Here is a 22812-nt window from a genome sequence, read left to right on the forward strand (position 1 = left end):
GGCCGGGAACTCCTTCACAGATGGCGGCGTCGGGTGGAGACGTGCCGTTCGTACAGCTCACGTGCCTTGACCGCGGACGGCCGTGTCGCGGTCTCGGCCACAGGTACATCCCACCAGGCCTGCGCGGGAGGCGCGCCCGACACTGTGTCTGCCGTTTGGGTCTCGACGTAGACACATGTGGGAGTGTCGGCCGCCCGGGCCTCGGCGAGGGCCTCCCGCAGGTCCCGGACGGTCTTCGCGCGCAGGACGCGCATGCCGAGGCTGGCCGCGTTGGCGGCGAGGTCGACGGGCAGTGGCGGCCCGGTGTACGAGCCGTCCTCGGCCGGGTAGCGGTAGGCGGTGCCGAACCGCTCGCCGCCCACCGACTCGGACAGGCCGCCGATGGAGGCGTAGCCGTGGTTCTGGACGATCAGGACCTTGATCGCGATGCCCTCCTGCACGGCCGTCACGATCTCCGTCGGCATCATCAGGTACGTGCCGTCGCCGACCAGCGCCCACACGGGCCGGTCCGGGGCGGCCATCTTGACGCCGATGGCGGCCGGTATCTCGTAACCCATGCAGGAGTAGCCGTACTCCAGGTGGTACTGGTCGCGCGACCGGGTCCGCCACAGTTTGTGCAGGTCACCGGGGAGGGAGCCGGCGGCGTTGATCAGGATGTCCGAGGCGTCGACGATCTCGTCCAGGGCGCCGAGGACCTGGGGCTGGGTCGGGCGGGTGTCCGGTTCGTCGACCTCGTAGCAGGCGTCGACGCGCTGCTCCCAGCGTTCCTTGTCCTCGGTGTACTCGGTGGCGTAGGCGGCGGCGACCCGGTGCGCGTGCATCCGGAGGGCCTCGGTCAGCTCCTGCAGGCCGCTACGGGCGTCGGCGACCAGGGGCTGCCCGGCGAGCTTGTGGCCGTCGTAGGGCGCGATGTTGAGGTTGAGGAACCGGACGTCCGGGTTGCCGAACAGCGTGCCGGAGGCGGTGGTGAAGTCGGTGTAGCGGGTGCCGACGCCGATCACCAGGTCGGCGGTGCGGGCGAGTTCGTCCGCGGTGGCGGTGCCGGTGTGGCCGACGCCGCCGACGTCCTGGGGGTGGTCGTGGCGCAGGGAGCCCTTGCCGGCCTGGGTGGAGGCGACCGGTATGCCGGTGGTGTCGGCGAACTCGGCGAGGGCGTCCTCGGCGCGGCTGTGGTGGACGCCGCCGCCCGCGATGACCAGGGGCCTCTTCGCCGAACGGACGATCCGTACCGCCTCGGCCAGTTCCGTCGGGTCGGCGCCGGGGCGCCGTACGGTCCAGACGCGCTCGGCGAAGAACTCCTCCGGCCAGTCGTACGCCTCGGCCTGCACGTCCTGGGGCAGGGCGAGGGTGACGGCGCCGGTCTCGACGGGGTCGGTGAGGACGCGCATCGCGTTCAGCGCCGAGGGGAGCAGGGCTTCGGGGCGGGTGATCCGGTCGAAGTACCTGGAGACCGGGCGCAGGCAGTCGTTGACCGACACGTCGCCCGCGTACGGGACTTCGAGCTGCTGGAGGACCGGGTCGGCGGGGCGGCCGGCGAAGATGTCACCGGGCAGGAGCAGCACCGGCAGGTGGTTGATGGTCGCGAGGGCGGCGCCGGTGACGAGGTTGGTGGCGCCGGGGCCGATGGAGGTCGTCACCGCGTGCGTGGACAGGCGGTTCGACTGGCGGGCGTAGCCGACCGCCGCGTGCACCATGGCCTGTTCGTTGCGGCCTTGGTGGTACGGCATCTGCTCGGCGTGTTCGAGGAGGGCCTGGCCGATGCCGGCGACGTTGCCGTGGCCGAAGATGCCCCAGGTGGCGCCGATGAGCCGCTGCCGGACGCCGTCGCGTTCGGTGTACTGGGCCGACAGGAAGCGCACGAGCGCCTGTGCGACCGTCAGCCTCGTCGTCGAGGTCATCGGTGTCCCTCCCTCTGGGTGGTCACGGATACGCGACGCCCGCACCGGGCGTTCACCGGACGAGGCCGCGTACGCCTGTCCTCGGAGACCTCCGGCGCGGGGCCGTAGCGGGCGGGGAGTTGTCGCTCGCTCTTCGCTCCTGCCAAAGCAAAGCGGCTTCCCGCGCCGGAGGCGATCTGGACCCGGGACCTGCCCGGGAGGGGGAACGCTCGGTGTTCTGTGCTGTCGCCCGTGGTGAAGGTGTGGGTGGTCATGGCGCAGCCCTCACAGCAGTCCGACGGCGGTGTCCACGGCGGCGGCCACATCGCCGTCCGCCGGATACAGCAGCGAGCGGCCGACCACCAGCCCGCGCACGGTGGGCAGTCGCAGGGCGCCACGCCACTTCTCGTACGCCCCGGCCTGCTCCTCGGGGGAGCCCCCGACCTCTCCGCCGAGCAGGACGGCGGGAAGGGTGGAGGTCGCCATGACCTCGGCCATGTCGTCGGGGTTGTCGGTGACCGGCACCTTCAGCCAGGTGTAGGCGGAAGTGCCGCCCAGGCCCGAGGCGATGGCGATCGACTTGGTGACGGCCTCGGCGGAGAGGTCGTTCCTGACCTTGCCCTCGCAGGTGCGGTGGCTGAGGAACGGCTCGACGAAGACGGGGAGCCGACGCGCGGCCATGTCGTCGATCGCGCGGGCGGTGGACTCCATCGTGGTGAGGGAGCCCGGGTCGTCGTAGTCGATGCGCAGGAGCAGCTTGCCCGCGTCGAAGCCCAGGCGCTCGATGTCCTCGGGGCGGTGGCCGGTGAAGCGGTCGTCGAGTTCGAAGCGCGCGCCCTGGAGGCCGCCGCGGTTCATCGAGCCGAGGACGACCTTGCCGTCGAGGGCGCCGAGCAGGAGCAGGTCGTCGAGGATGTCGGCGGTGGCGAGGACGCCGTCGACGCCCGGGCGGGACAGGGCCAGACAGAGGCGTTCGAGGAGGTCGGCGCGGTTGGCCATGGCCATGCTGCGGCCGCCGGCTCCGAGGGCGCCGCGTGCCGGGTGGTCGGCGGCGACGATCATCAGGCGGCCGCTCGTGGCCAGCAGCGGCCGGCGGGTACGGCGGGCGGCGGCCTCGGCGATCGCCTCCGGGCGGTGGCTGCGCAGGTTGACGAGTTCGGAGATGTCGACGGTCACCGGACGGCCCCCGCGGTGACGGCCGCCTCGATCTCGTCCGGGGTGGGCATCGCGGAGGAGCACTCCAGGCGGGAGGCGACGATGGCCCCGGCGGCGTTGGCGTGCCGCATGGTCTTCTCCAGGTCCCAGCCGGCCAGCAGGCCGTGGACCAGGGAGCCGCCGAAGGCGTCGCCGGCGCCGAGTCCGTTGAGGACGTTCACCGGCAGCGGCGGGACTTCGGCGCTCTCACCCTCGCGGTTCACGGCGAGGACGCCCTTGGGGCCCTGCTTGACGACGGCGAGTTCGACGCCCGCGTCGAGGAGCGCACGGGCGGCGGCGTGGGGTTCGCGCACGCCTGTCGCAACCTCCACCTCGTCGAGGTTGCCGACGGCGACGGTGGTGTGCCGCAGTGCCTCCGCGTAGAAGGGGCGGGCCGCGTCGGGGTCGCTCCAGAACATCGGGCGCCAGTCGAGGTCGAAGACCGTCGTGCCGGACTTGGCGCGGTGGGCGAGGGCCGCGAGGGTCGCCGTACGGCTGGGCTCCTCGCTCAGGCCCGTGCCCGTGACCCAGAAGACCCGGGCGTCACGGACGGCGTCGAGGTCGAGCTCGTGGGCGTCGATCTCCAGGTCGGGGGCCTTGGGCCGGCGGTAGAAGTACAGCGGGAAGTCGTCCGGCGGGAAGACCTCGCAGAAGGTGACCGGGGTGGGCAGGCCGGGGACCGGGGTGACCCAGCGGTCGTCCACGCCGAAGTCCCTCAGGGCCTGGTGGAGATAGGTGCCGAAGGGGTCGTCGCCGGTGCGGGTGATCACCGCCGTCCGCCGTCCCAGACGGGCCGCCGCGACCGCGACGTTGCTCGCCGAACCGCCGAGGAACTTGCCGAAGGACGTGACCTGCGGCAGCGGGACGCCGGTCTGCAGCGGATACAGATCCACTCCGATCCGCCCCATGGTGATCAGGTCGTACGTCATCGGTGTCCCCTCGATGCTCGGCTCTCCCCGGCTTTGTAGCCCCCTCTCGACGCCCTGTCAATGTTTTGTCCGGACATTCGGACCAGATCATGACAGCGCTTTCCCCGTGGCGGCGCCCCTGCGGCACCCGCGACCTCACGGTCCGAGTCTTCAGCTCTCCGTCGCGGCCCGCCTCTCCGGTCGGCCGGCGATCGGACCCGAGTGGAACGTCAAGACACCCCGCCGCCGTTACGGCGCGCGTCTTTGCCCCGGATGTGTCACAAACGCCCCTCCTCTGTCACACATGTCACGTGTACGCGGGTCTTCCGTCACACCCGGCGCACAGGCCCTGCCCGGTATCACCGGGCGTCGTTGACCGGACACAGGCTTGTTGATCGCCAGCGCAGCGCCCGGCTCCCCCGGACGGCCGTCCACGGCCGCCGCCGTGGTGCGCGCGGGGAGGGTGCACGTCATGACCGACCGAAGACTCTGGTCGTACAAGGAGATCGCGGCGCACATCCGGGTGCAGCCGGACACCGTGCGGTCCTATCGAAAACACGGGCTGCTGCCCCCGCCCGACCATGTCGAGGGCGGCAAGCCCTACTGGTACGCCGACACGGTCCGGGCCTGGGTCGCCTCCAGGCCCGGCAACCGCGGCCGAAGAACCGACTGACCGGCCCTTGCGCCTTCGTGCCGCACCCTCGCGTGGGGCACGGTCGTCCGCCGGCGCGTCAGCTCCACGGCTCGATGACCGTCGCCCCCGCTCCCGGCGCCGTCCCCATCGCCGCCAGCGCGGCCGGGACCTCCTCCAACGCGATCGTCGACGTCACCAGCAGGTCGGGGCGCAGCACACCGCTGCGGACCAGTTCCAGCATCGGCGGGTAGCTGTGCGCGGCCATGCCATGGCTGCCGAGGAGTTCGAGCTCAAGGGCGATCGCGCGGGCCATCGGCACGGGTGTCGTGCCGTCCGGCGAGGGCAGCAGGCCGACCTGGACGTGCCGGCCGCGGCGGCGCAGGCCGTTCACGGAGGCCGCGCAGGTGCCGGGTGAGCCGAGGGCGTCGAGCGAGAGGTGGGCGCCGCCGCCGGTGAGGTCCCGGACGGCCGCCGCGGTGTCCGGCACGGACGTGGCGTCCAGGCACTGTGCGGCCCCGAAGTTCCGCGCCAGCTCCAGGGCCTGGTCCGACACGTCGACGGCCACCACCCGCGCGCCCGACGCCGCCGCGATCATCACGGCGGAGAGTCCGACCCCGCCGCACCCGTGCACCACGACCCACTCCCCCGCCGCGACCCGGCCCTGCTGCACCACCGCCCGGTACGCCGTGGCGAACCGGCAGCCCAGCGAGGCCGCCGTCGCGAAGGACAGCTCCCCGGGCAGTGCCACGAGGTTCACGTCGGCGTGGTCCAGCGCCACGTACTGGGCGAAAGATCCCCAGTGGGTGAAGCCGGGCTGGGTCTGGCGCTCGCACACCTGGTGGTCGCCCGCCGCGCAGGACGGGCAGGTGCCGCAGGCACAGATGAACGGCACGGTGACCCGGTCGCCGGGCCGCCATCCGGTCACCCGGGCGCCTACGGCCTCGACGACCCCGGCCAGTTCGTGCCCGGGCACGTGCGGCAGGGCGATGTCCGGGTCGTGGCCCTGCCAGCCGTGCCAGTCGCTGCGGCACAGACCGGTGGCCTCGACCCGTACGACGACCCCGTGCTGCGCGGGCTCCGGGTCCGCGACCTCCCGTACCTCGGCCGTCTCCCCGTACCGCTCGAACACCACGGCCCGCATGGACCCACCCGCCTTTCCGTTCGTCTCCGGGACCGCCGACCGCCCTCGCGCCCCCGTCGGTCGCGACTCGGGGGAACGCTAGCCCCGGGCCCCGGCCTTGTCCCGTGCCGGTACCGGCTCCCCCGCCGGCGCCGGCTCCCCCTCGGTCAGGCCGAAGCGCTCGTGGAAGCGGCGCAGGGGGCCCGGGGCCCACCAGGTGGCGCGGCCCGTGAGGCGCATGACCGCGGGGACCAGGAGGCTGCGGACGATCATCGCGTCCATCAGGACCGCCAGGGCGATGCCCAGGCCGAGCATCTTGGTGTTGGTCACCCGGGAGGTGCCTATCGCGACCATGACCACGGCCAGGATGACCGCCGCCGCGGTGATCAGCCCGCCGGTGCGCTGGAGGCCGTGGCGGACGGCCCGGTCGTGGTCGCCGGTGTGGTCGTACTCCTCCTTGACACGGGAGAGCAGGAACACCCCGTAGTCCATGGACAGGCCGAAGGCCACGCAGAACATCAGGACCGGCAGGGTCGTCTCGATGGATCCGGGGCTGGTGAAGCCGAGCAGTCCGGAGAGGTGGCCGTCCTGGAAGACCCAGACGACCGCGCCGAACATGGCCGTCAGACTGAGCGCGTTCAGCACGACCGCCTGGATCGGAATGAGCACGCTGCCCGTGAGGAGGAAGACCAGGAGCAGGGTGACGATCGTGATGAAGACGGCCGCGAGGGGCAGGCGCTCCGCTATGGCGTCCTTGGAGTCGACCAGGACGGCCGCCGTGCCGGTCACCTCGGTGTCGAAGGGGGCTCGGAGCTCGCGCAGTTCACCGACGAGACGCTGCGCCGGATCGCCGACCGCCTCCCCCTTCGGCAGTACCGTGAAGTACGCGGAGTCACCCTTCACCAGCGGCCCGTCCACCCGTGCGACCTCGGGGAGCCGGGCGATCCGCTCCTTGTAGGCGCCGTACTGGGCCTCGGTCGCACGCCCCTCGGCCAGCACTTCGAGGCCGCCGCCGGGGCTGCCCGGGAAGCCCTCCCGGATGTGCTGCTGCACGACATGGGACTCGGAGGCCGAGGGAAGCTGACGGTCGTCCGCGGTGCCGAACTTCACGCCCAGGAAGGGCAGTCCGAGCAGGACGAGGACGGCCGTGGTGCCCAGCGCGAAGACCGGGGCGCGCCGCATGACGAGCGTCGCCGTACGCGCCCAGGCACCGCCCTGTTCCCCGGCCGGCTCCGGCCGGTGGCCCCGCCGGAACACACGGCGCAGGTCCCAGGAGTTGATCCGGTGCCCGAGCAGTATCAGCGCGGCCGGGAGCAGGATCAGCGCGGCCGCCGCGGCCAGCAGGACGACGGCGATCCCGGCGTAGGCGAACGACCGCAGGAAGTACTGCGGGAAGACCAGCATCGCGGCCAGCGACACCGCGACCGTGAGGGCGGAGAACAGCACGGTGCGGCCTGCTGTGCGCAGGGTGGTGCCGATCGCCGTCAGGGGTTCGGCACCCGTCGACAGTTCCTCGCGGAAGCGGCGGACGATGAACAGGGCGTAGTCGATGGCGAGGCCGAGTCCGAGTGCCGTGGTGAGGTTGATCGCGAACACGGACACGTCGGTGAGTTCGGTGAGGCCGCGCAGGATCGCGTTGGTCCCGAGGATGGCGACGATGCCGATGCCGAGCGGCAGCAGGGCCGCGACGGCACTGCCGAAGACCATCACCAGCAGGACGAGCGTCACCGGCAGGGCGATGAGCTCGGCCCGGGTCAGGTCCTCCTGGATGATCGTCTGCATCTCGTGCCGCACGGCGACCGGGCCGCCGACCGTGACCTTCGCCGGGCCGTGCACGCCGCGGTAGTGGGGCGCGATGCGCTCCAGGGTCTCGCCGGCGGTCTTCTCGTCGCCGGTGATGCGGGCGGCGATCAGTGCCTTGTGACCGTCCTGCGAGCGCAGGGCCGCGGCGCGGGACTGCCAGTAGGAGCCGATGCCGGTGACGCCCCGCTCGCTCGCCAGCCGCTCGGTGAGCCGCTGGGCCTCGGCGGCGACGGCCGGGTCGTCGACCGAGGTGTCGCCCGCGTCGAGCAGGAGCAGGAAGTTGGGCTGGGAGCCGGGGAACTCGCGCTCCAGGGCCTTGGTCGCGTATGTGGACTCGGCGGCCGGGTCCTCCCAGCCACCGGCGCCGAGCCGGTCGGCGACGCCGCTGCCGGCCAGCACCGCGAGCGTGGTGAGCACCAGCGCCACCAGCAGCGACAGTCTGGGCCGGGCGGTGACGAAACGGGTCCAGCCCCCGACGCGCGGTGGTGTGTTGACTTCGGTCATCGTGCGGTGTCCCCTTCACCGAGACCCGTGTCCAGGCGCAGCCTGACAGCATGGAGCTGCCATGGACCGACAAACACGAGAGATCGCTCGCATTCCAGGATCCAGAATGCGAGTGACCGCTCGCGTTTGTCAATCACGTGATCAGACCTGGGGATAAGGCGTGCCCGAGAAGCCCGAGAAAGCCGGAACCGAGACGACGGCGGCGGCGGCCGAAGACCGGCCGCGCCGCCGCCAGGCCCGCGGCGAGCGCCGCATCACCCAGCTGCTCGAGGCCGCCGCCGCGGTCTTCTCCACGACGGGCTACACGGCCGCGAGCACCAACGCCATCGCCCGCGAGGCGGGCGTCTCACCGGGCACGCTGTACCAGTTCTTTCCGAACAAGGAAGCGATCGCGATCGAGCTGGGCAGCCGGCTCATGCACGAGATGCGGCAGTCGTACGACGAGGTCCTGACCCCGATCGATCCCGCCTCGACCCCGCTGGAGGAGGTGATCACCGGGGCCGTCGACCGCTTCATCGAGTTCAACGGCCGCCACCCCGCCTTCTTCGCGCTGATGCACGGGCCCGACATCCCGGGCCGTATCGCCGAGGAACACGACGCGCTGCACACCACCCTCGTCGCCCGGGTCGAGGCGCTCCTCGCCCCGTTCGTCCCCGACGCGTCCAGCCCGGCCGTGACCCGCACCGCCCAGATGTGCGTCGGCATCTACAAGGCCGGCCTGGAGCTGATCCTGGCCCACGAGGGCGCCGAGCGGGAGGCGTACGTCCAGGAGCTCAAGGAAGCCCTTCTGCGATACCTGCAACCGCTGGCGGGGGCTTCGTGCGTTGATACCCCCTAGGGGTACAGTTGCCGGTACGGATCCCCCAGCGGACCCCACAGCCCCACATGCCTCTGCGAGGAGTAACGACATGACCGCCCAGACCGACACCACGGGCCCCGTCACCACCGTCTTCAAGGTGAGCGGCATGAGCTGCGGACACTGCGAGGGCGCGGTCTCCGGCGAGATCTCCCAGATCTCCGGGGTGAGCTCGGTGACGGCCGTCGCCAAGACCGGCGAGGTCACCGTCGTCTCCGCGGCCCCGATCGACGACGAGGCCGTGCGCGCCGCCGTCGACGAGGCCGGCTTCGAACTGGCCGGCCGGGCCTGAGTCACCCGGGTCCGGCGGCCGGCAGGTCTGAGACGCGCCGGGCCTGGCACTCGTACCCGTGTACGGGCCGTACGCCGCCGCCCCGGCCCGTACGGCCCGTACGGCCCGTTCCGCGTGCGGGGCGCCCCGCATCTCCAGGAGTGAGGACATGACCAGCACCACCGCCAAGGCGCCGACCGGCCGGGAGCCCGCGCTCGCCGAGGTCGAGCTGCTCATCGGCGGGATGACCTGCGCCTCCTGTGCGGCCCGCGTCGAGAAGAAGCTCAATCGCATGGACGGCGTCACGGCCACGGTCAACTACGCGACGGAGAAAGCACGGGTCGCGTACCCCGAGGGCACCGAGGTCGCCGATCTGATCGCCACCGTGGTGAAGACCGGCTACACCGCCGAAGAGCCCGCGCCCCCGCGGGAGGAGACGTCCGACACCGAGGAGGACACCGAGGAGGACACCGAGCTCTCGGCCCTCCGGCGGCGCCTCACCGTCTCCGCCGCCCTCGCCCTGCCCGTCGTCCTGCCGGCGATGGTCCCGGCCCTGCAGTTCGACAACTGGCAGTGGCTCTCGCTCACGCTCGCCGCACCGGTCGTCGTCTGGGGCGGGCTGCCCTTCCACCGGGCCGCCTGGACGAACGCCCGGCACGGCGCCGCCACCATGGACACGCTGGTCTCCCTGGGCACGCTCGCCGCGTTCGGCTGGTCCCTGTGGGCACTGTTCCTCGGCGACGCGGGCATGCCGGGCATGCGGCACCCGTTCGAGTTGACGGTCTCGCGCGGGGACGGCGCCTCCTCGGTCTACCTGGAGGTCGCCTCCGGCGTCACCGCCTTCATCCTGCTGGGCCGCTGGCTGGAGGCCCGCTCCAAGCGCCGCGCGGGAGCCGCGCTCAGGGCGCTGATGGAACTGGGCGCCAAGGACGTGGCCGTGCTGCGGGACGGGCGCGAGGTGCGGATCCCGGCGCAGCGGCTGGCCGTCGGCGACCGGTTCGTCGTACGGCCCGGGGAGAAGATCGCCACCGACGGCACGGTCGTCGAGGGGACCTCCGCGGTCGACGCCTCGATGCTGACCGGCGAGTCGGTGCCGGTGGATGTGACGGCCGGGGACACGGTCACCGGCGCGACGGTCAACGCGGGCGGCCGGCTGGTCGTCGAGGCCACCCGGGTCGGCGCCGACACCCGGCTCGCGCGGATGGCGAAGCTGGTGGAGGACGCGCAGAACGGCAAGGCCGAGGTGCAACGGCTCGCCGACCGGGTCTCCGGAATCTTCGTGCCGGTGGTGCTGCTGATCGCGGTGGCGACGGCCGGGGCCTGGCTCGGGCTGACCGGGGACGGCGTCGCCGCGTTCACGGCGGCCGTCGCGGTCCTGATCATCGCCTGCCCGTGCGCGCTGGGCCTGGCCACCCCGACCGCGCTGATGGTCGGCACGGGCCGGGGCGCGCAGCTCGGCATCCTCATCAAGGGCCCGGAGGTCCTGGAGTCCACGCGCCGGGTGGACACCGTCGTCCTGGACAAGACCGGCACGGTCACCACCGGCCGGATGACCCTCCAGGAGGTGCACGTCGCCGAGGGCACCGACGAGAAGGAAGTGCTGCGGCTGGCGGGCGCCGTCGAGCACGCCTCCGAGCACCCGGTGGCCCGGGCGATCGCGCGGGGCGCCGAGGAGAGCGCCGGGCCGCTCCCGGACGTCGAAGGGTTCGAGAACGTCCCCGGGCGGGGCGCACTCGGGCGCGTGGAGGGCCGGGACGTCGCCGTGGGGCGGCTCTTCGACGATGTTCCGCCGGAGCTGGCCCGCGCGCGGGACGAGGCCGAGCGGGCCGGGCGTACGGCCGTCCTGGCCGGCTGGGACGGGACGGCGCAGGCCGTGCTGGCCGTGGCGGACGCGGTCAAGGAGACCAGCGCCGAGGCCGTGCGGGAACTGCGCGCGCTGGGGCTCACGCCGGTGCTGCTGACCGGGGACAACCGGACGGTGGCCGCGACGGTGGCCGCGGCCGTGGGGATCGAGCAGGTGGTGGCCGAGGTCCTGCCCGAGGACAAGGTCGCCGCGGTACGACGACTGCAGGCCGAGGGGCGGGTCGTCGCGATGGTGGGCGACGGCGTCAACGACGCGGCCGCGCTCGCCGCCGCCGATCTGGGTCTGGCTCTGGGCACCGGGACGGACGCGGCGATCGAGGCGGGTGATCTGACGCTGGTCCGCGGCGATCTGCGGGTGGCCGCGGACGCGATCCGGCTGTCCCGCCGGACCCTGGCCACGATCAAGGGCAACCTGGTGTGGGCCTTCGGCTACAACGTGGCCGCGCTGCCGCTGGCCGCCGCGGGCCTGCTGAACCCGATGATCGCGGGGGCGGCGATGGCCTTCTCGTCGGTCTTCGTCGTCACGAACAGTCTGCGACTGCGGACATTTCGGTGAAGTAGTCCGAATTCCACCTAAGTTCACGGCGAACGTGATTTGAACCCCTCTGGAGTCCCGAGCCCGGCTCACATAAGCTCTTCACAAGGCTCGCGCATCATCCTTACGCTTGGGTCTCGGACGGGATATCCGGGCTCTTGCGCATCTAATGGACATATGCAAGAGACGCAGATCACAGTGATGTGAACGTAACCATCTAAGGGGTTCGAAGGTCTAAGTTGACGATGTCAGGGAGCGTCTTGGGGGGCGCACCTGGCATCTGGGGATGTCTTGGGGGACTTCCCCAGGTGGGGGTACCTCCCTGCTGCAACGGAGTTGTGAGCACGGGGGAGCGTTGCCGGGGCACGTACACCGGGAAGCTTTGAGCGGCCCTCCCGGGCGTGCGCTGTCCCGGCAGATCGCACCTCACAGAAGTACGGCGAGTTCTGCTCGTTCTGCTCAACAGCGATTCAGGCGCTGTCCTCACAGACGCCCGGCCGGATCCCGTGGGGGGAATCCGAACCGGGACTGGGAAGGCGCCCTGGTCGTCGGCCCGTGGGGGGACCGACGCCGGGGCGCCTTCTTCATTGCGTAAGAAATCCCGTGAGAGATCACGCGGAAGCCCAACGCGAAGGCCCCCGCACCCGGCAAGCGGATACGGGGACCTGACGCGGTACTGCGCTCAGCGCTCCTCGACGGGGACGAAGTCGCGCTCGACCACGCCCGTGTAGATCTGGCGCGGGCGGCCGATGCGGGAGCCCGGCTCCTTGATCATCTCGTGCCACTGGGCGATCCAGCCCGGCAGCCGGCCGAGGGCGAACAGGACCGTGAACATCTCGGTCGGGAAGCCCATGGCCCGGTAGATCAGGCCCGTGTAGAAGTCGACGTTCGGGTAGAGGCTGCGCTGGACGAAGTAGTCGTCGGAGAGCGCGTGCTCCTCCAGCTTCAGCGCGATGTCCAGCAGCTCGTCGGACTTGCCGAGGGCGGACAGCACGTCGTGCGCGGCAGCCTTGATGATCTTGGCGCGCGGGTCGAAGTTCTTGTAGACCCGGTGGCCGAAGCCCATCAGGCGGACGCCGTCCTCCTTGTTCTTCACCTTGCGGATGAAGGTGTCGACGTCGCCGCCGGAGTCGCGGATGCCCTCCAGCATCTCCAGCACGGACTGGTTGGCGCCGCCGTGCAGCGGGCCCCACAGGGCGTTGATGCCGGCGGAGATCGAGGCGAACATGTTCGCCTGCGAGGAGCCGACGAGGCGGACCGTGGAGGTCGAGCAGTTCTGCTCGTGGTCCGCGTGCAGGATCAGCAGCTTGTCGAGCGCGGAGACCACGGTCGGGTCCAGCTCGTACTCCTGCGCCGGGACCGAGAAGGTCATGCGGAGGAAGTTCTCGACGTAGCCGAGGTCGTTGCGCGGGTAGACGAACGGGTGACCGATCGACTTCTTGTACGCGTACGCGGCGATCGTCGGGAGCTTGGCGAGCAGGCGGATCGTGGAGAGGTTGCGCTGGCGCTCGTCGAACGGGTTGTGGCTGTCCTGGTAGAACGTGGACAGCGCCGAGACGACCGAGGAGAGCATCGCCATCGGGTGGGCGTCGCGCGGGAAGCCCTTGTAGAAGTTCTTGACGTCCTCGTGCAGCAGGGTGTGCTGCGTGATGTCGTTCTTGAACACGGAGAGCTCGTCGACGGTCGGCAGCTCGCCGTTGATCAGCAGGTAGGCGACCTCCAGGAAGGTGGAGCGCTCGGCCAGCTGCTCGATCGGGTAGCCGCGGTACCGCAGGATGCCCGCTTCGCCGTCCAGGTACGTGACGGCGGATTTGTACGCGGCCGTGTTGCCGTAACCGCTGTCCAGCGTCACCAGACCGGTCTGGGCGCGGAGCTTTCCGATGTCGAAGCCCTTGTCACCGACGGTGCTGTCGATCACCGGGTAGGTGTACTCGCCGTCGCCGTACCGCAGTACTACAGAGTTGTCGCTCACGTCTTCCCTCACCGACGTTGTGCCTCATCTTCGAGGTTGCCCTGACTGTCTCTACCATCCCCCACTTGGCTCAGGAGAGTGCACTCGGGGTCGACCATCGGGCCTATTGACGGCACTGAGTGCCGTCAACTCGCTCATCCTGCCCCCTGCGTTCCCCTTCCGGAAGTGTCTTGTGACCTTCACGACTCATTTGATCGATCATTTTTTGCTGAACCGAGCCGGAAGTCGAGTGCCGTGCACCGCCGGCCTGCCGAAACGGTGCGCACCGCCTGGCCGATCGCCTTGCGCGAACCGACGAGGACGACCAGCTGCCTGGCCCGGGTGACCGCCGTGTAGAGCAGGTTCCGCTGGAGCATCATCCAGGCGCCCGTGGTCACCGGGATGACGACCGCCGGGTATTCGCTGCCCTGGGAGCGGTGGATCGTCACGGCGTACGCGTGGGCCAGCTCGTCGAGTTCGTCGAACTCGTACGGCACCTCCTCGTCCTCGTCCGTGAGCACCGTCAGGCGCTGGTCGACCGGGTCGAGCGAGGTGACCACCCCGACGGTGCCGTTGAAGACACCGTTCTTGCCCTTCTCGTAATTGTTGCGAATCTGGGTGACCTTGTCGCCGACACGGAACACCCGTCCGCCGAATCTCTTCTCGGGCAGGTCGGGGCGCCCCGGGGTGACGGCCTGCTGGAGCAGGCCGTTGAGGGTGCCCGCGCCGGCCGGGCCGCGGTGCATGGGGGCGAGGACCTGGACGTCCCGGCGCGGGTCCAGGCCGAACTTGGCCGGAATCCTCCGGGCGGCCACGTCGACGGTGAGCCGGCCGGCGGCCTCGGTGTCGTCCTCGACGAAGAGGAAGAAGTCCTTCATGCCGTCCGTGACCGGGTGTCGGCCGCCGTTGATCCGGTGCGCGTTGGTCACCACACCGGACTGCTGGGCCTGCCGGAAGACCCGGGTGAGGCGGACCGCGGGGATCGGGCCGCCGTCGGCCAGGAGGTCCCGCAGGACCTCGCCCGCGCCCACGCTGGGCAGCTGGTCGACGTCCCCGACGAACAGCAGATGCGCCCCCGGCGGGACGGCCTTGACGAGCTTGTTGGCGAGGAGCAGGTCGAGCATGGACGCCTCGTCGACGACCACCAGGTCGGCGTCCAGCGGCCGGTCCCGGTCGTAGGCCGCGTCACCGCCGGGCTTGAGCTCCAGCAGGCGGTGGACGGTGGAGGCCTCGGCGCCGGTGAGCTCGGCCAGGCGTTTGGCGGCCCGGCCCGTGGGGGCGGCGAGCACGACCTTGGCCTTCCTGGCGCGGGCCAGCTCCACGATCGAGCGGACCGTGAAGGACTTGCCGCAGCCCGGGCCGCCGGTGAGGACGGCGACCTTCTCGGTCAGCGCCAGCCTGACGGCGGCCTCCTGCTCGGGGGCGAGATCGGTGCCCGTACGCCCCTTCAGCCAGCTCAGCGCCTTGTCCCAGGCCACGGTCCGGAAGCCCGGCATCCGGTCATCGCCGGTGTGCAGGAGGCGCAGCAGCTGGGCGGAGAGGGAGAGTTCGGCGCGGTGGAAGGGGACGAGGTAGATCGCGGTGACGGGCTCACCGCCGTCCGGGCCGGGCACCTTCTCCCGTACGACGCCGGGGTCCTCGCCGTCCTCCTGCGGCTCGGACAGCTCGGCCAGGCACTCGATGACCAGGCCCGTGTCGACCTGGAGGAGCTTCACCGCGTCCTTGATCAGCTGCTCCTCCGGGAGGAAACAGTGGCCCTGGTCGGTGGACTGGGACAGCGCGTACTGCAGGCCCGCCTTGACGCGCTCCGGGCTGTCGTGCGGGATGCCGACGGACTGGGCGATCCTGTCGGCGGTGAGGAAGCCGATGCCCCAGACGTCGGAGGCGAGCCGGTAGGGCTGGTTCTTCACGACCGAGATGGAGGCGTCGCCGTACTTCTTGTAGATGCGCACGGCGATGGAGGTGGACACCTCGACGGTCTGGAGGAAGAGCATGACCTCCTTGATGGCCTTCTGCTCCTCCCAGGCGTCGGCGATCTTCTTCGTGCGCTTGGGGCCGAGGCCGGGGACCTCGATGAGGCGCTTGGGATCCTGCTCGATGATCGTGAGGGTGTCGGTGCCGAAGTGCTGGGTGATGCGGTCGGCGAAGACCGGTCCGATGCCCTTGACCAGGCCGGAGCCGAGGTAGCGGCGAATGCCCTGGACGGTGGCCGGCAGAACGGTCGTGTAGTTCTCGACGTGGAATTGCTTTCCGTACTGCGGGTGGGAGCCCCAGCGGCCCTCCATGCGCAGGGATTCGCCGACCTGCGCGCCGAGCAGGGCGCCGACGACCGTGAGCAGGTCACCGGCTCCTCTGCCGGTGTCGACCCGGGCGACCGTGTAGCCGTTCTCCTCGTTGGCGTACGTGATGCGTTCGAGTACGCCCTCCAGTATGGCCAGTCGCCGCTCGCCCGTCTGGGCGGCCCCCGCCTGATCGGTCATGATCCGACCGTACCGCCCGGGTACGACAGGGCGGCGGGCCCGGACCTCCGCAGCGGCCCTCATCAAGCGACCGATCAGTATGCGGTCGGAGGCTCACCTTTCACGGCGAATCCACAAGAGAGCCTGAAACTTTACAGTTCAAGCATCCGGGCTGCCCTTTTGTGATTCCGCGACATGGAAGAATTCGGGGGTCATGAATAAAGGGGGGCGGACTCGATTCCGGAGCGACCGTGATGCCGATGCGTCCCCCAGGCCCGAGCACCCCCGGGCGCGCGTACACGGTGGGCACCCTTCTCGTCGGCCTGTGCGCCGTCAGCACGTTGGCCCTGCTCGTGACGGCTCCGCTGTCCGGGCACCGCGCGATCGTGGCCCCGGGGGTCACCGCGTTGAGCGGGAGCACACCCGGCCCTCCCCCGTCGAATGCGGCATCGCTGCCTGAATTCCCGCCCCTTCCGGGTCCGGGACCGGGTTGATTCCGCCTCGGCCGTCCCCTTCCCCGGGCCCGAATGACGGCGAACGACGACGAGGAACGATGTCACCTCAGGCCCAGAGCGTCGCTCTGTGGATCATGTCCGTGGCCATCAACATCACGGCGGCGTGCGCGGGGATCGCCTGGGGCTGGGAGGCCTTCGCGCAGTTCCTGCTGCCGGCGTTCGGGGCGGCGGTGGGGGCGTCGATGGTGAGCTACAGCCTGCGGCGGTGAGGACGCGGCCGTAAGCCCTGCGGACATGCGGCATCGTGGTGCGTCGGTGTCAGGCGGGAAGGGTCTGATCATGCGGGGGCAGAAGGACCCCGGGGGGTGGACGAAAGTCGATTGCCGCCCCGCGATGCCCCTGAGTAGTGTCCCCCGGCATGCCCCCGACCCTGCGCACCCCGCGCCTGTTGCTCGACGCCTACCGCCCGGACGACGAGGAGAGCTTCGTCGCTCTGTTCCAGGACCCGAGGGTGTCCCGGTGGATGGGTGACGGGCCTGCTGCCGAGGCCGAGGACCGGGCGCTGTTCGGGCGGATCTTCAGCAAGGTGTACGCAGGGGACCTGTTCGACGTGTGGGCGGTCCGGCGTGGCGGGCTCCTGGTCGGGCACGCGGAGATCAAGCGGACCGAAGAGGTCGGTGGTCACGAGATCGTCTATGCCCTGGGCCCTGAGGTCTGGGGCAGCGGGCTCGGAACGGAGCTGGCGGAGGCGCTCGTGGGTTACGGTTTCGAAGCGCTCGGGCTGACCGAGGTGCACGCCACCGTGGCCGCGCAGAACCGGGCGTCACTGCGCCTGTTGGGCAGGATCGGGTTCGAACACACCCGGGACATCGTCGAGGACGACGGCGCTCTCACGCGCGTGCTGACCCGCAGGCTCCCGGTGCGCTCTCGGTGACCTCGCGGTCTTGTCCCAGATCATGAGCGTCGCACCGGTCGCCGCGCCGGTGCTCGGCGGGCAGACTCCCGGTGCGCTCTCGGTGACCGCAGACTCCCGACGCGGCTCTTGGTGACCGCAGGCTCCCGGTGCGCTCTCGGTGACGTACGGGTACGGCGACGTCCGGCGGCTCGCCGGGTCGTACCGGTGGGGGCTCGCCAGGTCGTACCGGTGGCGGCTCGCCAGGTCGTACCGGTGGCGGCTCGCCAGGTCGTACCGGTGGCGGCTCTCCGGGTCGTACCGACCGGCGGCTCGCCGGGTCCTTTCCCCCGCCTACGGCGTCTCCCCGCGTCGGGAAGGCCGATGCGGAGACCGGTGCAGGAGGGAGCCCTGGGCTCCCTCCTGTACCCGAAACCGCCCGGCAGGGGCGCTGGGCGGCGCCCGCACCACTCGGCTGCACAGCGCGTCAGGAGGTCAGGAGGCCGGCACGGGCCCCATGACGCCTCTGGTCTCTTCCTGTTCGGCCGTCGCCGTGCCCCCGTCGCACCTGGTCTCCTGGGACCGCCGGCCCTGGGGCCCGAGCAGCGCACTCCAGACGATGTCGTCGAGGCCCTGCCTCTGCACGCGGGTGCTCTGGCACGAAGAGCTCTGGCCCTGGTCGCGGTCGGCCGGCGCGGCGGTGTGGGCCGCGACGGGGGCGGCGGACGTCAGGGCTGCTGCGAGGACGATGACGGTCGCGCCGGCCGAGTGAGCGAGCGAACGGTGCACGGAGTGCAGTCGAGAAGTTTTCATGATCACACCCTGTGCGCAGAAGCACCCGGGAGAAAGGCTGACGGCCCCGAGGGCGGCCCAACTCACCCGATCGTGCGATGCGCTGGGAGCGAGCGGGCGTCGGCGAGGGCGGCGTCAGAGCGTGTCGGTGACCTCGCTGACCTCGGTGAACCTCGTGAGCCATCCGGCCCACGAGGTGTCCGCACCGCCCGCCCTCGGGGCCGGGTCACGGCCGGCCGGTGGAGGGCTGAGGCGGCAGCATCACGTCGCCGCTGCGGTTGAGCCGCTGCCAGGGCAGTCGGTAGCCGTTGATCGCGGTCAGGCAGGACTGGACGAGGACCAGGTACATCACCTGGCGGTAGACGACCTGCTGGAGCGGGAGCGCCCACAGGGGCCGGAGTCGTTCGCCGTCGAGGTGGAAGGCGTACGCGGCGCTGACGGCCTGCACAGCCAGCACGCCGCTCCAGGCCAGCACCGTGGTGAGCGGGTTCCCGAACACCAGGCCGTACAGGGCCATGATGTCGATCAGCGGGGCGAGCAGCGGGGTGAGGATCTGGAAGACGGCCAGCAGGGGCAGCCCCAGGCGGCCGAAGCGGCCCGCGGGGCCACGCTCGACCAGCGCGTGCCGGTGCTTCCACGCGGCCTGCATGGTGCCGTAGCTCCATCGGTAGCGCTGGCGCCACAGTTGTCGCAGCGAGGCCGGTGCCTCGGTCCAGGCGAGGGCGTCCGGCGCGTAGCGGATCTCCCACCCGGCCCGGTGCAGGGCCATGGTGATGTCGGTGTCCTCGGCGAGGGTGTCCGCACTCATCATCCCGGCGTCCCGCAGAGCCTCGACGCGGAATGCCCCCACGGCACCGGGAATGGTGGGCAGGCAGTGCAGCAGGTCGTACATGCGGCGGTCGAGGTTGAAGCCCATGACGTACTCGATGTGCTGCCAGCGGCCGAGCAGACGCCGACGGTTGCCGACCTTGGCGTTGCCCGCGACGGCGCCGACGCGGGGGTCCGCGAACGGCTGGACGAGGCGGCCGACGGTCGAGGGGGCGAAGACGGTGTCGGCGTCCAGCATGACGACGAGGTCGTGCGAGGCCCGCAGGACACCGTTGTTGAGGGCGGACGGTTTGCCGCCGTTGGGCTGCCGGACGACGGTGACGTTCTCCAGGGCGAGGGACTGTGCGAGGTCGGCGGTGCCGTCGCGTGAACCGTCGTCCACGACGATGATCTCGACGGGGTGGTCGCTCGCGGCGAGCGAACGGAGCGTGTTGGGAATGCACAGCTTCTCGTCGTAGGCGGGTATGACGACGCTGACGGGCCGGGTGACGGGTCCGTGAGCGCCGGTGGGCCGGCGCCGGTACCGACGGGCGTGATGGCGGGCCAGCACGAGCAGGAGCACACACCGTGCCAGGACGAGCGAACCGACCACCAGCAGCAGCACGCTGACGGCCGACACCGCTGCCCCCGACACGGTGACGGCGGCCACGAAGATGCGGCCCTGCCACAACTCCGCGGTGCCGACGGGGCTGGTGAGACTGTCGGTGCCGACGAGGTCGGCGAGGGTGGTGAAGCGATACCCCTGGGCCTTCAGCCGGGGAATCAGAGTCTCGAGGGCTTCGACGGTCTGTGATCTGTCTCCTCCCGCGTCGTGCAGGAGGACGACCCCGCCGGCCGGCGCGTCGGGCATGGCCGCCTCGGCGATGGCCCGGGCGCCCGGCCGCCGCCAGTCCTCGGTGTCGTGGTCGATGAATGCCAGGACGTAACCCTGCTCACCCAGACGCCGGGTCACGGTCCACGCCCGGGTGTCGAGGGCCGAGGTGGTCGAGGAGTAGGGCATCCGCATCAGCGACGTGTTGATGCCCCCGGCCCCGGCGAGGGCGAGTTGGGTCAGCGCGAGCTCACGGTCGACGGCGCTCGGGGACTGGGTGGCCAGGTCCGGGTGGGAGAAGGTGTGCACACCGACCTCGTGACCGGAACGGGTCACACGACGCAGAACTTCCGGGTGCCGGACGGTCTGTTGCCCGGTGACGAAGAAGGTGCCGGGCGTTTCGAAGTGGTCGAGAACGGCCAGTACGCGGGGCGTCCACGTGGGGTCGGGGCCGTCGTCGAAGGTCAGCACGACGGTCTTGGCCGGTGCGCGATAGGTCCGCAGGCGGTCCTCGGTCGTGTCGACGACCGGGCCACCGCCGGCGATCTCGTGAGGGACGCCGGTGGAGGGGCGCCCGCCGCGTCCTTCCTGGTCACCGGCGAAGCCCCGCGTGGTGTACCCCTCGATCAGGAGGACCGAGGCGACGAAGGCCAGCAGGACGACGGGAACGACGATGCGAAACCGGTGCCGCGGCGGCAGGGACGCTCGCCTCCGCCGGGGACCGGGCGGCCTCGGTGGGCGGCCGGGTGGCCGGTGAGGGCGCCGTCGCATCAGGGGGCCTCGGCCGCCGAGGGACCCGAGGGCAAGAGGGTGGCGGTGGAGCCGGACGGCGCCACGGGACCGGGGGCCGGGGCAGGGGGCTGGGAGTCGGGCGGCGGCGTTTGCGCAGGGGACTCGGGGGCCGGTGGGGCGGTGGTCGGCGGAGCGGGTGGAGGCGAGGCGGGGGTGGTGCCCGCGCCGGGGGCGGGGGCGGGAGCAGCCGGATCACCGGTGTCCCCGGGCTGCGCCGGTGAGGAAGTCGGTGCTTGTGGTTCCGGTGTGTCAGGAGGTGCCGATGAGCCGACCGATGGGTCCCCGGGCTCCCGGGGCGGAGCGACGGGAGCGCCGGGCTCGGTGGATTGCGGAATGAGCAGGGTGCTCGGGGCGCCGGGGCCCAAGCGGTCCGACGCGGGAAGCTCGCCGGGTGCCCGGGGCGTCGGGCCGGGGGTATGAGGTCCCGGTGCGGCGGGCGCCGCGATGTCGCCGGGCAGGATGGCCCCTGGGGCGAAGGGAGTTGCTCCCATCAGGCTCAGGCCCAGTACCGCCATGTACGTGGCGGCGGCGGTGGCCAGCCCGTAGCCGGTGCGTCGCAGATACCGCGCACGCCGACCGGAGGAGTCGACGAACACAGGGGAGCTCCGCTCACCCGACGACCCCTGTCCCTTATGCCCCCTATTGGCCCGAAGAAGCGCCATAAATTCAGCGTACGCCGCCGCGGAGCGGGAGAGTTCCCCAAGAGACCGGCAAGAATTTCTTACTCCGCCGTGCAACCCTTCTCGCGCTTTGCGGGTCGTACTTGGTGTCAGGACCCTCGGGGGCGGGATCTGGGGGGATCGTGGGGGTTCCTGACGGGAGGGGAAAAGCCGAGGGGGCCCGGTCGACGGACCGGGCCCCCTCGAAACCGTTCAGAGCCTCCTGCGCCCCTTCGCGGATGTCAGAAGAAGACCCCGCACCTCAGCAGGACGTTCGCGTACGGCCGTGCCTCGCCCGTGCGGACGACCAGCCTCGCCCCGGCCGACAGCTCCTTGAGCCGTTCGTGCGACACGAGGTCAAGCCCCGGGAAGTGGCCTTCCAGCAGCGACGACGCCTCCGGGTTGGCTTCCCGCAGCTCCTGCGCCGCCGTCGCCCCCTCGACCACCAGCTCGGCCAGCAGACCCTCCAGTACCTCGGCGAACGACGGCACGCCCGCCCGGAAGGCCAGGTCCACCACCCGGGGGCCGTCGGGGATCGGCATGCCCGCGTCGCACACCAGCACCCCGTCGCCGTGACCCAGCTCGGCCAGCGCTCCGGCGAGGTGACGGTTCAGAATTCCGGCCTTCTTCATGAACCGGCGACCTCCGCCGCCGTCGGGAAGGACGCCTGCGCGCCCTCCTTCGTCACGGTGACGGCACCCACCCGCGCCGCGTACGACGCCGCCTCCACCAGCGACTCGCCCGCGCCCAGCCGGCAGGCCAGCGCCGCGGTGAAGGAGTCGCCCGCTCCCGTCGTGTCCACCGCGTCCACCTTCACGGCCGGCACACGCGCGACACCCTCCGACGACGCCACCAGCGCGCCCTGTCCGCCCAGCGTCACCACCACCGACCTCGGGCCCTTGGCGATCAGGATCCGCGCCCAGTCCTCGGGGGTGTCCCCCACGGCGGAGTCTCCCAGGATCACCTTCGCCTCGTGCTCGTTCACGATCAGCGGGTCGCAGGCCGCCAGCACCTCCTGCGGAAGGGGGCGTGGCGGCGAGGGGTTCAGCACGAAACGGCTCTCGGGCGCCAGGTTCCGTACGGCCTCCACCACCGTCTCCAACGGGATCTCCAGCTGCGCCGACACCACCTTGGAGCCCTGGAAGAGGCACCCGGCGGCCCTGACGTCCTCCGGTGTGAGACGGCCGTTGGCGCCCGGCGAGACGACGATGCTGTTGTCCCCCGACGGGTCGACCGTGATCAGTGCGACGCCGGTCGGCGCCCCGCCCACCAGGACTCCCACCGTGTCGACGCCCGCCTCGCGCTGCGAGTCCAGCAGCAGCCGGCCGTGCGCGTCGTCGCCGACCCGGGCGAGCAGTGCCGTGCGGGCGCCGAGCCGGGCGGCTGCGACCGCCTGGTTCGCGCCCTTGCCGCCCGGGTGGACGGCCAGGTCGGAGCCGAGCACGGTCTCGCCGGCACCGGGCCGGCGCTCCACTCCGATCACCAGGTCGGCGTTGGCCGACCCCACGACCAGGAGGTCGTAGTCGTACATGAGTTGCTCCCCACGTGAGTGACATGGCCGGGTGGTCACCACACGCTGTGGACAACCGCCCGGCCGTTCCCCGACCG

The 22812-nt window shown here is 71.3% G+C and carries 17 protein-coding genes and 1 pseudogene; 6 read left to right on the top strand and 12 right to left on the bottom strand.

Features of this window, described 5'->3' with window-relative positions:
* Positions 1-14 precede the first annotated feature (14 nt).
* The 4 genes and pseudogenes from iolD to iolC all read right to left on the bottom strand — a co-directional run bounded on the left by iolD (position 15) and on the right by iolC (position 4000).
* Entirely contained in the window at positions 15-1898 is a 1884-nt protein-coding gene (gene iolD / locus ACZ7EG_RS03555; RefSeq protein ID WP_471071619.1) for a 3D-(3,5/4)-trihydroxycyclohexane-1,2-dione acylhydrolase (decyclizing), read from the bottom strand.
* Between the two features lie 71 nt (positions 1899-1969).
* Positions 1970-2098, bottom strand: a pseudogene (locus ACZ7EG_RS03560) (5-deoxy-glucuronate isomerase); the annotation flags it as partial.
* A 64-nt stretch (positions 2099-2162) separates the two neighbouring features.
* Complete coding sequence (locus tag ACZ7EG_RS03565; RefSeq protein ID WP_471071622.1) at positions 2163-3053, bottom strand: Cgl0159 family (beta/alpha)8-fold protein; 891 nt, start codon at positions 3051-3053, stop codon at positions 2163-2165.
* The gene (iolC, locus tag ACZ7EG_RS03570; RefSeq protein WP_471071625.1) at positions 3050-4000 is read right to left on the bottom strand and encodes a 5-dehydro-2-deoxygluconokinase; all 951 of its coding nucleotides are present in this window, start codon (positions 3998-4000) and stop codon (positions 3050-3052) included. The genes ACZ7EG_RS03565 and iolC overlap by 4 nt, the downstream gene beginning before the upstream one ends.
* A gap of 451 nt (positions 4001-4451) precedes the next feature.
* On the opposite strand from iolC, the gene ACZ7EG_RS03575 reads away from it, so the two are divergent.
* Positions 4452-4652: a helix-turn-helix transcriptional regulator gene (locus tag ACZ7EG_RS03575; RefSeq protein WP_104779857.1), complete on the top strand. Its 201-nt coding sequence runs from the start codon at positions 4452-4454 to the stop codon at positions 4650-4652.
* A gap of 58 nt (positions 4653-4710) precedes the next feature.
* Here ACZ7EG_RS03575 and ACZ7EG_RS03580 read toward each other — a convergent pair whose 3' ends face one another.
* On the bottom strand, positions 4711-5754 hold the full coding sequence (locus ACZ7EG_RS03580; RefSeq protein WP_471071629.1) for a zinc-dependent alcohol dehydrogenase family protein: 1044 nt from the start codon (positions 5752-5754) through the stop codon (positions 4711-4713).
* A gap of 78 nt (positions 5755-5832) precedes the next feature.
* Positions 5833-8040 carry an MMPL family transporter gene (locus tag ACZ7EG_RS03585; protein ID WP_471071632.1) on the bottom strand — a complete coding sequence of 736 codons (2208 nt, stop codon included), beginning with the start codon at positions 8038-8040 and terminating at the stop codon, positions 5833-5835.
* A gap of 160 nt (positions 8041-8200) precedes the next feature.
* On the opposite strand from ACZ7EG_RS03585, the gene ACZ7EG_RS03590 reads away from it, so the two are divergent.
* The 3 genes from ACZ7EG_RS03590 to ACZ7EG_RS03600 all read left to right on the top strand — a co-directional run bounded on the left by ACZ7EG_RS03590 (position 8201) and on the right by ACZ7EG_RS03600 (position 11586).
* Positions 8201-8878 (top strand): TetR/AcrR family transcriptional regulator, encoded by a 678-nt coding sequence (locus ACZ7EG_RS03590; RefSeq protein WP_471071635.1) that lies wholly within the window; start codon positions 8201-8203, stop codon positions 8876-8878.
* A gap of 70 nt (positions 8879-8948) precedes the next feature.
* Positions 8949-9188, top strand: a complete 240-nt coding sequence (locus tag ACZ7EG_RS03595) for a heavy-metal-associated domain-containing protein (protein WP_053671716.1) — start codon at positions 8949-8951, stop codon at positions 9186-9188.
* Positions 9189-9336: 148 nt separating this feature from the next.
* Positions 9337-11586, top strand: coding sequence for a heavy metal translocating P-type ATPase (locus tag ACZ7EG_RS03600; RefSeq protein ID WP_471071639.1), 2250 nt, complete (start codon positions 9337-9339; stop codon positions 11584-11586).
* 661 nt (positions 11587-12247) lie between these two features.
* On the opposite strand, the gene ACZ7EG_RS03605 is transcribed toward ACZ7EG_RS03600, so the two are convergent.
* Positions 12248-13537, bottom strand: a complete 1290-nt coding sequence (locus ACZ7EG_RS03605; protein ID WP_471071642.1) for a citrate synthase — start codon at positions 13535-13537, stop codon at positions 12248-12250.
* A 179-nt stretch (positions 13538-13716) separates the two neighbouring features.
* Complete coding sequence (gene recD2, locus ACZ7EG_RS03610; RefSeq protein WP_471071645.1) at positions 13717-15996, bottom strand: SF1B family DNA helicase RecD2; 2280 nt, start codon at positions 15994-15996, stop codon at positions 13717-13719.
* A gap of 532 nt (positions 15997-16528) precedes the next feature.
* Here recD2 and ACZ7EG_RS03615 point away from each other — a divergent pair.
* Complete coding sequence (locus ACZ7EG_RS03615; protein ID WP_471071648.1) at positions 16529-16699, top strand: hypothetical protein; 171 nt, start codon at positions 16529-16531, stop codon at positions 16697-16699.
* Positions 16700-16848: 149 nt separating this feature from the next.
* Positions 16849-17364 carry a GNAT family N-acetyltransferase gene (locus ACZ7EG_RS03620; RefSeq protein WP_471071651.1) on the top strand — a complete coding sequence of 172 codons (516 nt, stop codon included), beginning with the start codon at positions 16849-16851 and terminating at the stop codon, positions 17362-17364.
* Positions 17365-17817: 453 nt separating this feature from the next.
* Here the strand turns inward: ACZ7EG_RS03620 and ACZ7EG_RS03625 are convergent, their stop codons facing one another.
* The 4 genes from ACZ7EG_RS03625 to ACZ7EG_RS03640 all read right to left on the bottom strand — a co-directional run bounded on the left by ACZ7EG_RS03625 (position 17818) and on the right by ACZ7EG_RS03640 (position 22735).
* Positions 17818-18135: a hypothetical protein gene (locus ACZ7EG_RS03625; RefSeq protein WP_471071654.1), complete on the bottom strand. Its 318-nt coding sequence runs from the start codon at positions 18133-18135 to the stop codon at positions 17818-17820.
* Between the two features lie 205 nt (positions 18136-18340).
* On the bottom strand, positions 18341-20524 hold the full coding sequence (locus ACZ7EG_RS03630) for a bifunctional polysaccharide deacetylase/glycosyltransferase family 2 protein (RefSeq protein WP_471071657.1): 2184 nt from the start codon (positions 20522-20524) through the stop codon (positions 18341-18343).
* A 922-nt stretch (positions 20525-21446) separates the two neighbouring features.
* A complete protein-coding gene (rbsD, locus tag ACZ7EG_RS03635; protein WP_471071660.1) occupies positions 21447-21836 on the bottom strand; it encodes a D-ribose pyranase in 390 nt (129 codons plus the stop codon).
* A complete protein-coding gene (locus tag ACZ7EG_RS03640; protein WP_471071663.1) occupies positions 21833-22735 on the bottom strand; it encodes a ribokinase in 903 nt (300 codons plus the stop codon). Before ACZ7EG_RS03640 ends, rbsD begins: the two co-directional genes overlap by 4 nt.
* Positions 22736-22812: the final 77 nt, after the last annotated feature.

Source organism: Streptomyces sp. NPDC037100, from assembly GCF_055606225.1.

What these genes read in the sequence shown, in the direction of transcription:
- ACZ7EG_RS03600 (WP_471071639.1), top strand. Translation starts at nt 9,337, where the DNA reads ATGACCAGCACCACCGCCAAGGCGCCGACCGGCCGGGAGCCCGCGCTC.
- ACZ7EG_RS03575 (WP_104779857.1), top strand. Translation starts at nt 4,452, where the DNA reads ATGACCGACCGAAGACTCTGGTCGTACAAGGAGATCGCGGCGCACATC.
- ACZ7EG_RS03585 (WP_471071632.1), bottom strand. Translation starts at nt 8,040, where the DNA reads ATGACCGAAGTCAACACACCACCGCGCGTCGGGGGCTGGACCCGTTTC.
- ACZ7EG_RS03640 (WP_471071663.1), bottom strand. Translation starts at nt 22,735, where the DNA reads ATGTACGACTACGACCTCCTGGTCGTGGGGTCGGCCAACGCCGACCTG.
- recD2 (WP_471071645.1), bottom strand. Translation starts at nt 15,996, where the DNA reads ATGACCGATCAGGCGGGGGCCGCCCAGACGGGCGAGCGGCGACTGGCC.
- ACZ7EG_RS03580 (WP_471071629.1), bottom strand. Translation starts at nt 5,754, where the DNA reads ATGCGGGCCGTGGTGTTCGAGCGGTACGGGGAGACGGCCGAGGTACGG.
- ACZ7EG_RS03615 (WP_471071648.1), top strand. Translation starts at nt 16,529, where the DNA reads ATGTCACCTCAGGCCCAGAGCGTCGCTCTGTGGATCATGTCCGTGGCC.
- ACZ7EG_RS03595 (WP_053671716.1), top strand. Translation starts at nt 8,949, where the DNA reads ATGACCGCCCAGACCGACACCACGGGCCCCGTCACCACCGTCTTCAAG.
- ACZ7EG_RS03620 (WP_471071651.1), top strand. Translation starts at nt 16,849, where the DNA reads ATGCCCCCGACCCTGCGCACCCCGCGCCTGTTGCTCGACGCCTACCGC.
- ACZ7EG_RS03630 (WP_471071657.1), bottom strand. Translation starts at nt 20,524, where the DNA reads ATGCGACGGCGCCCTCACCGGCCACCCGGCCGCCCACCGAGGCCGCCC.
- iolC (WP_471071625.1), bottom strand. Translation starts at nt 4,000, where the DNA reads ATGACGTACGACCTGATCACCATGGGGCGGATCGGAGTGGATCTGTAT.
- rbsD (WP_471071660.1), bottom strand. Translation starts at nt 21,836, where the DNA reads ATGAAGAAGGCCGGAATTCTGAACCGTCACCTCGCCGGAGCGCTGGCC.
- iolD (WP_471071619.1), bottom strand. Translation starts at nt 1,898, where the DNA reads ATGACCTCGACGACGAGGCTGACGGTCGCACAGGCGCTCGTGCGCTTC.
- ACZ7EG_RS03625 (WP_471071654.1), bottom strand. Translation starts at nt 18,135, where the DNA reads ATGAAAACTTCTCGACTGCACTCCGTGCACCGTTCGCTCGCTCACTCG.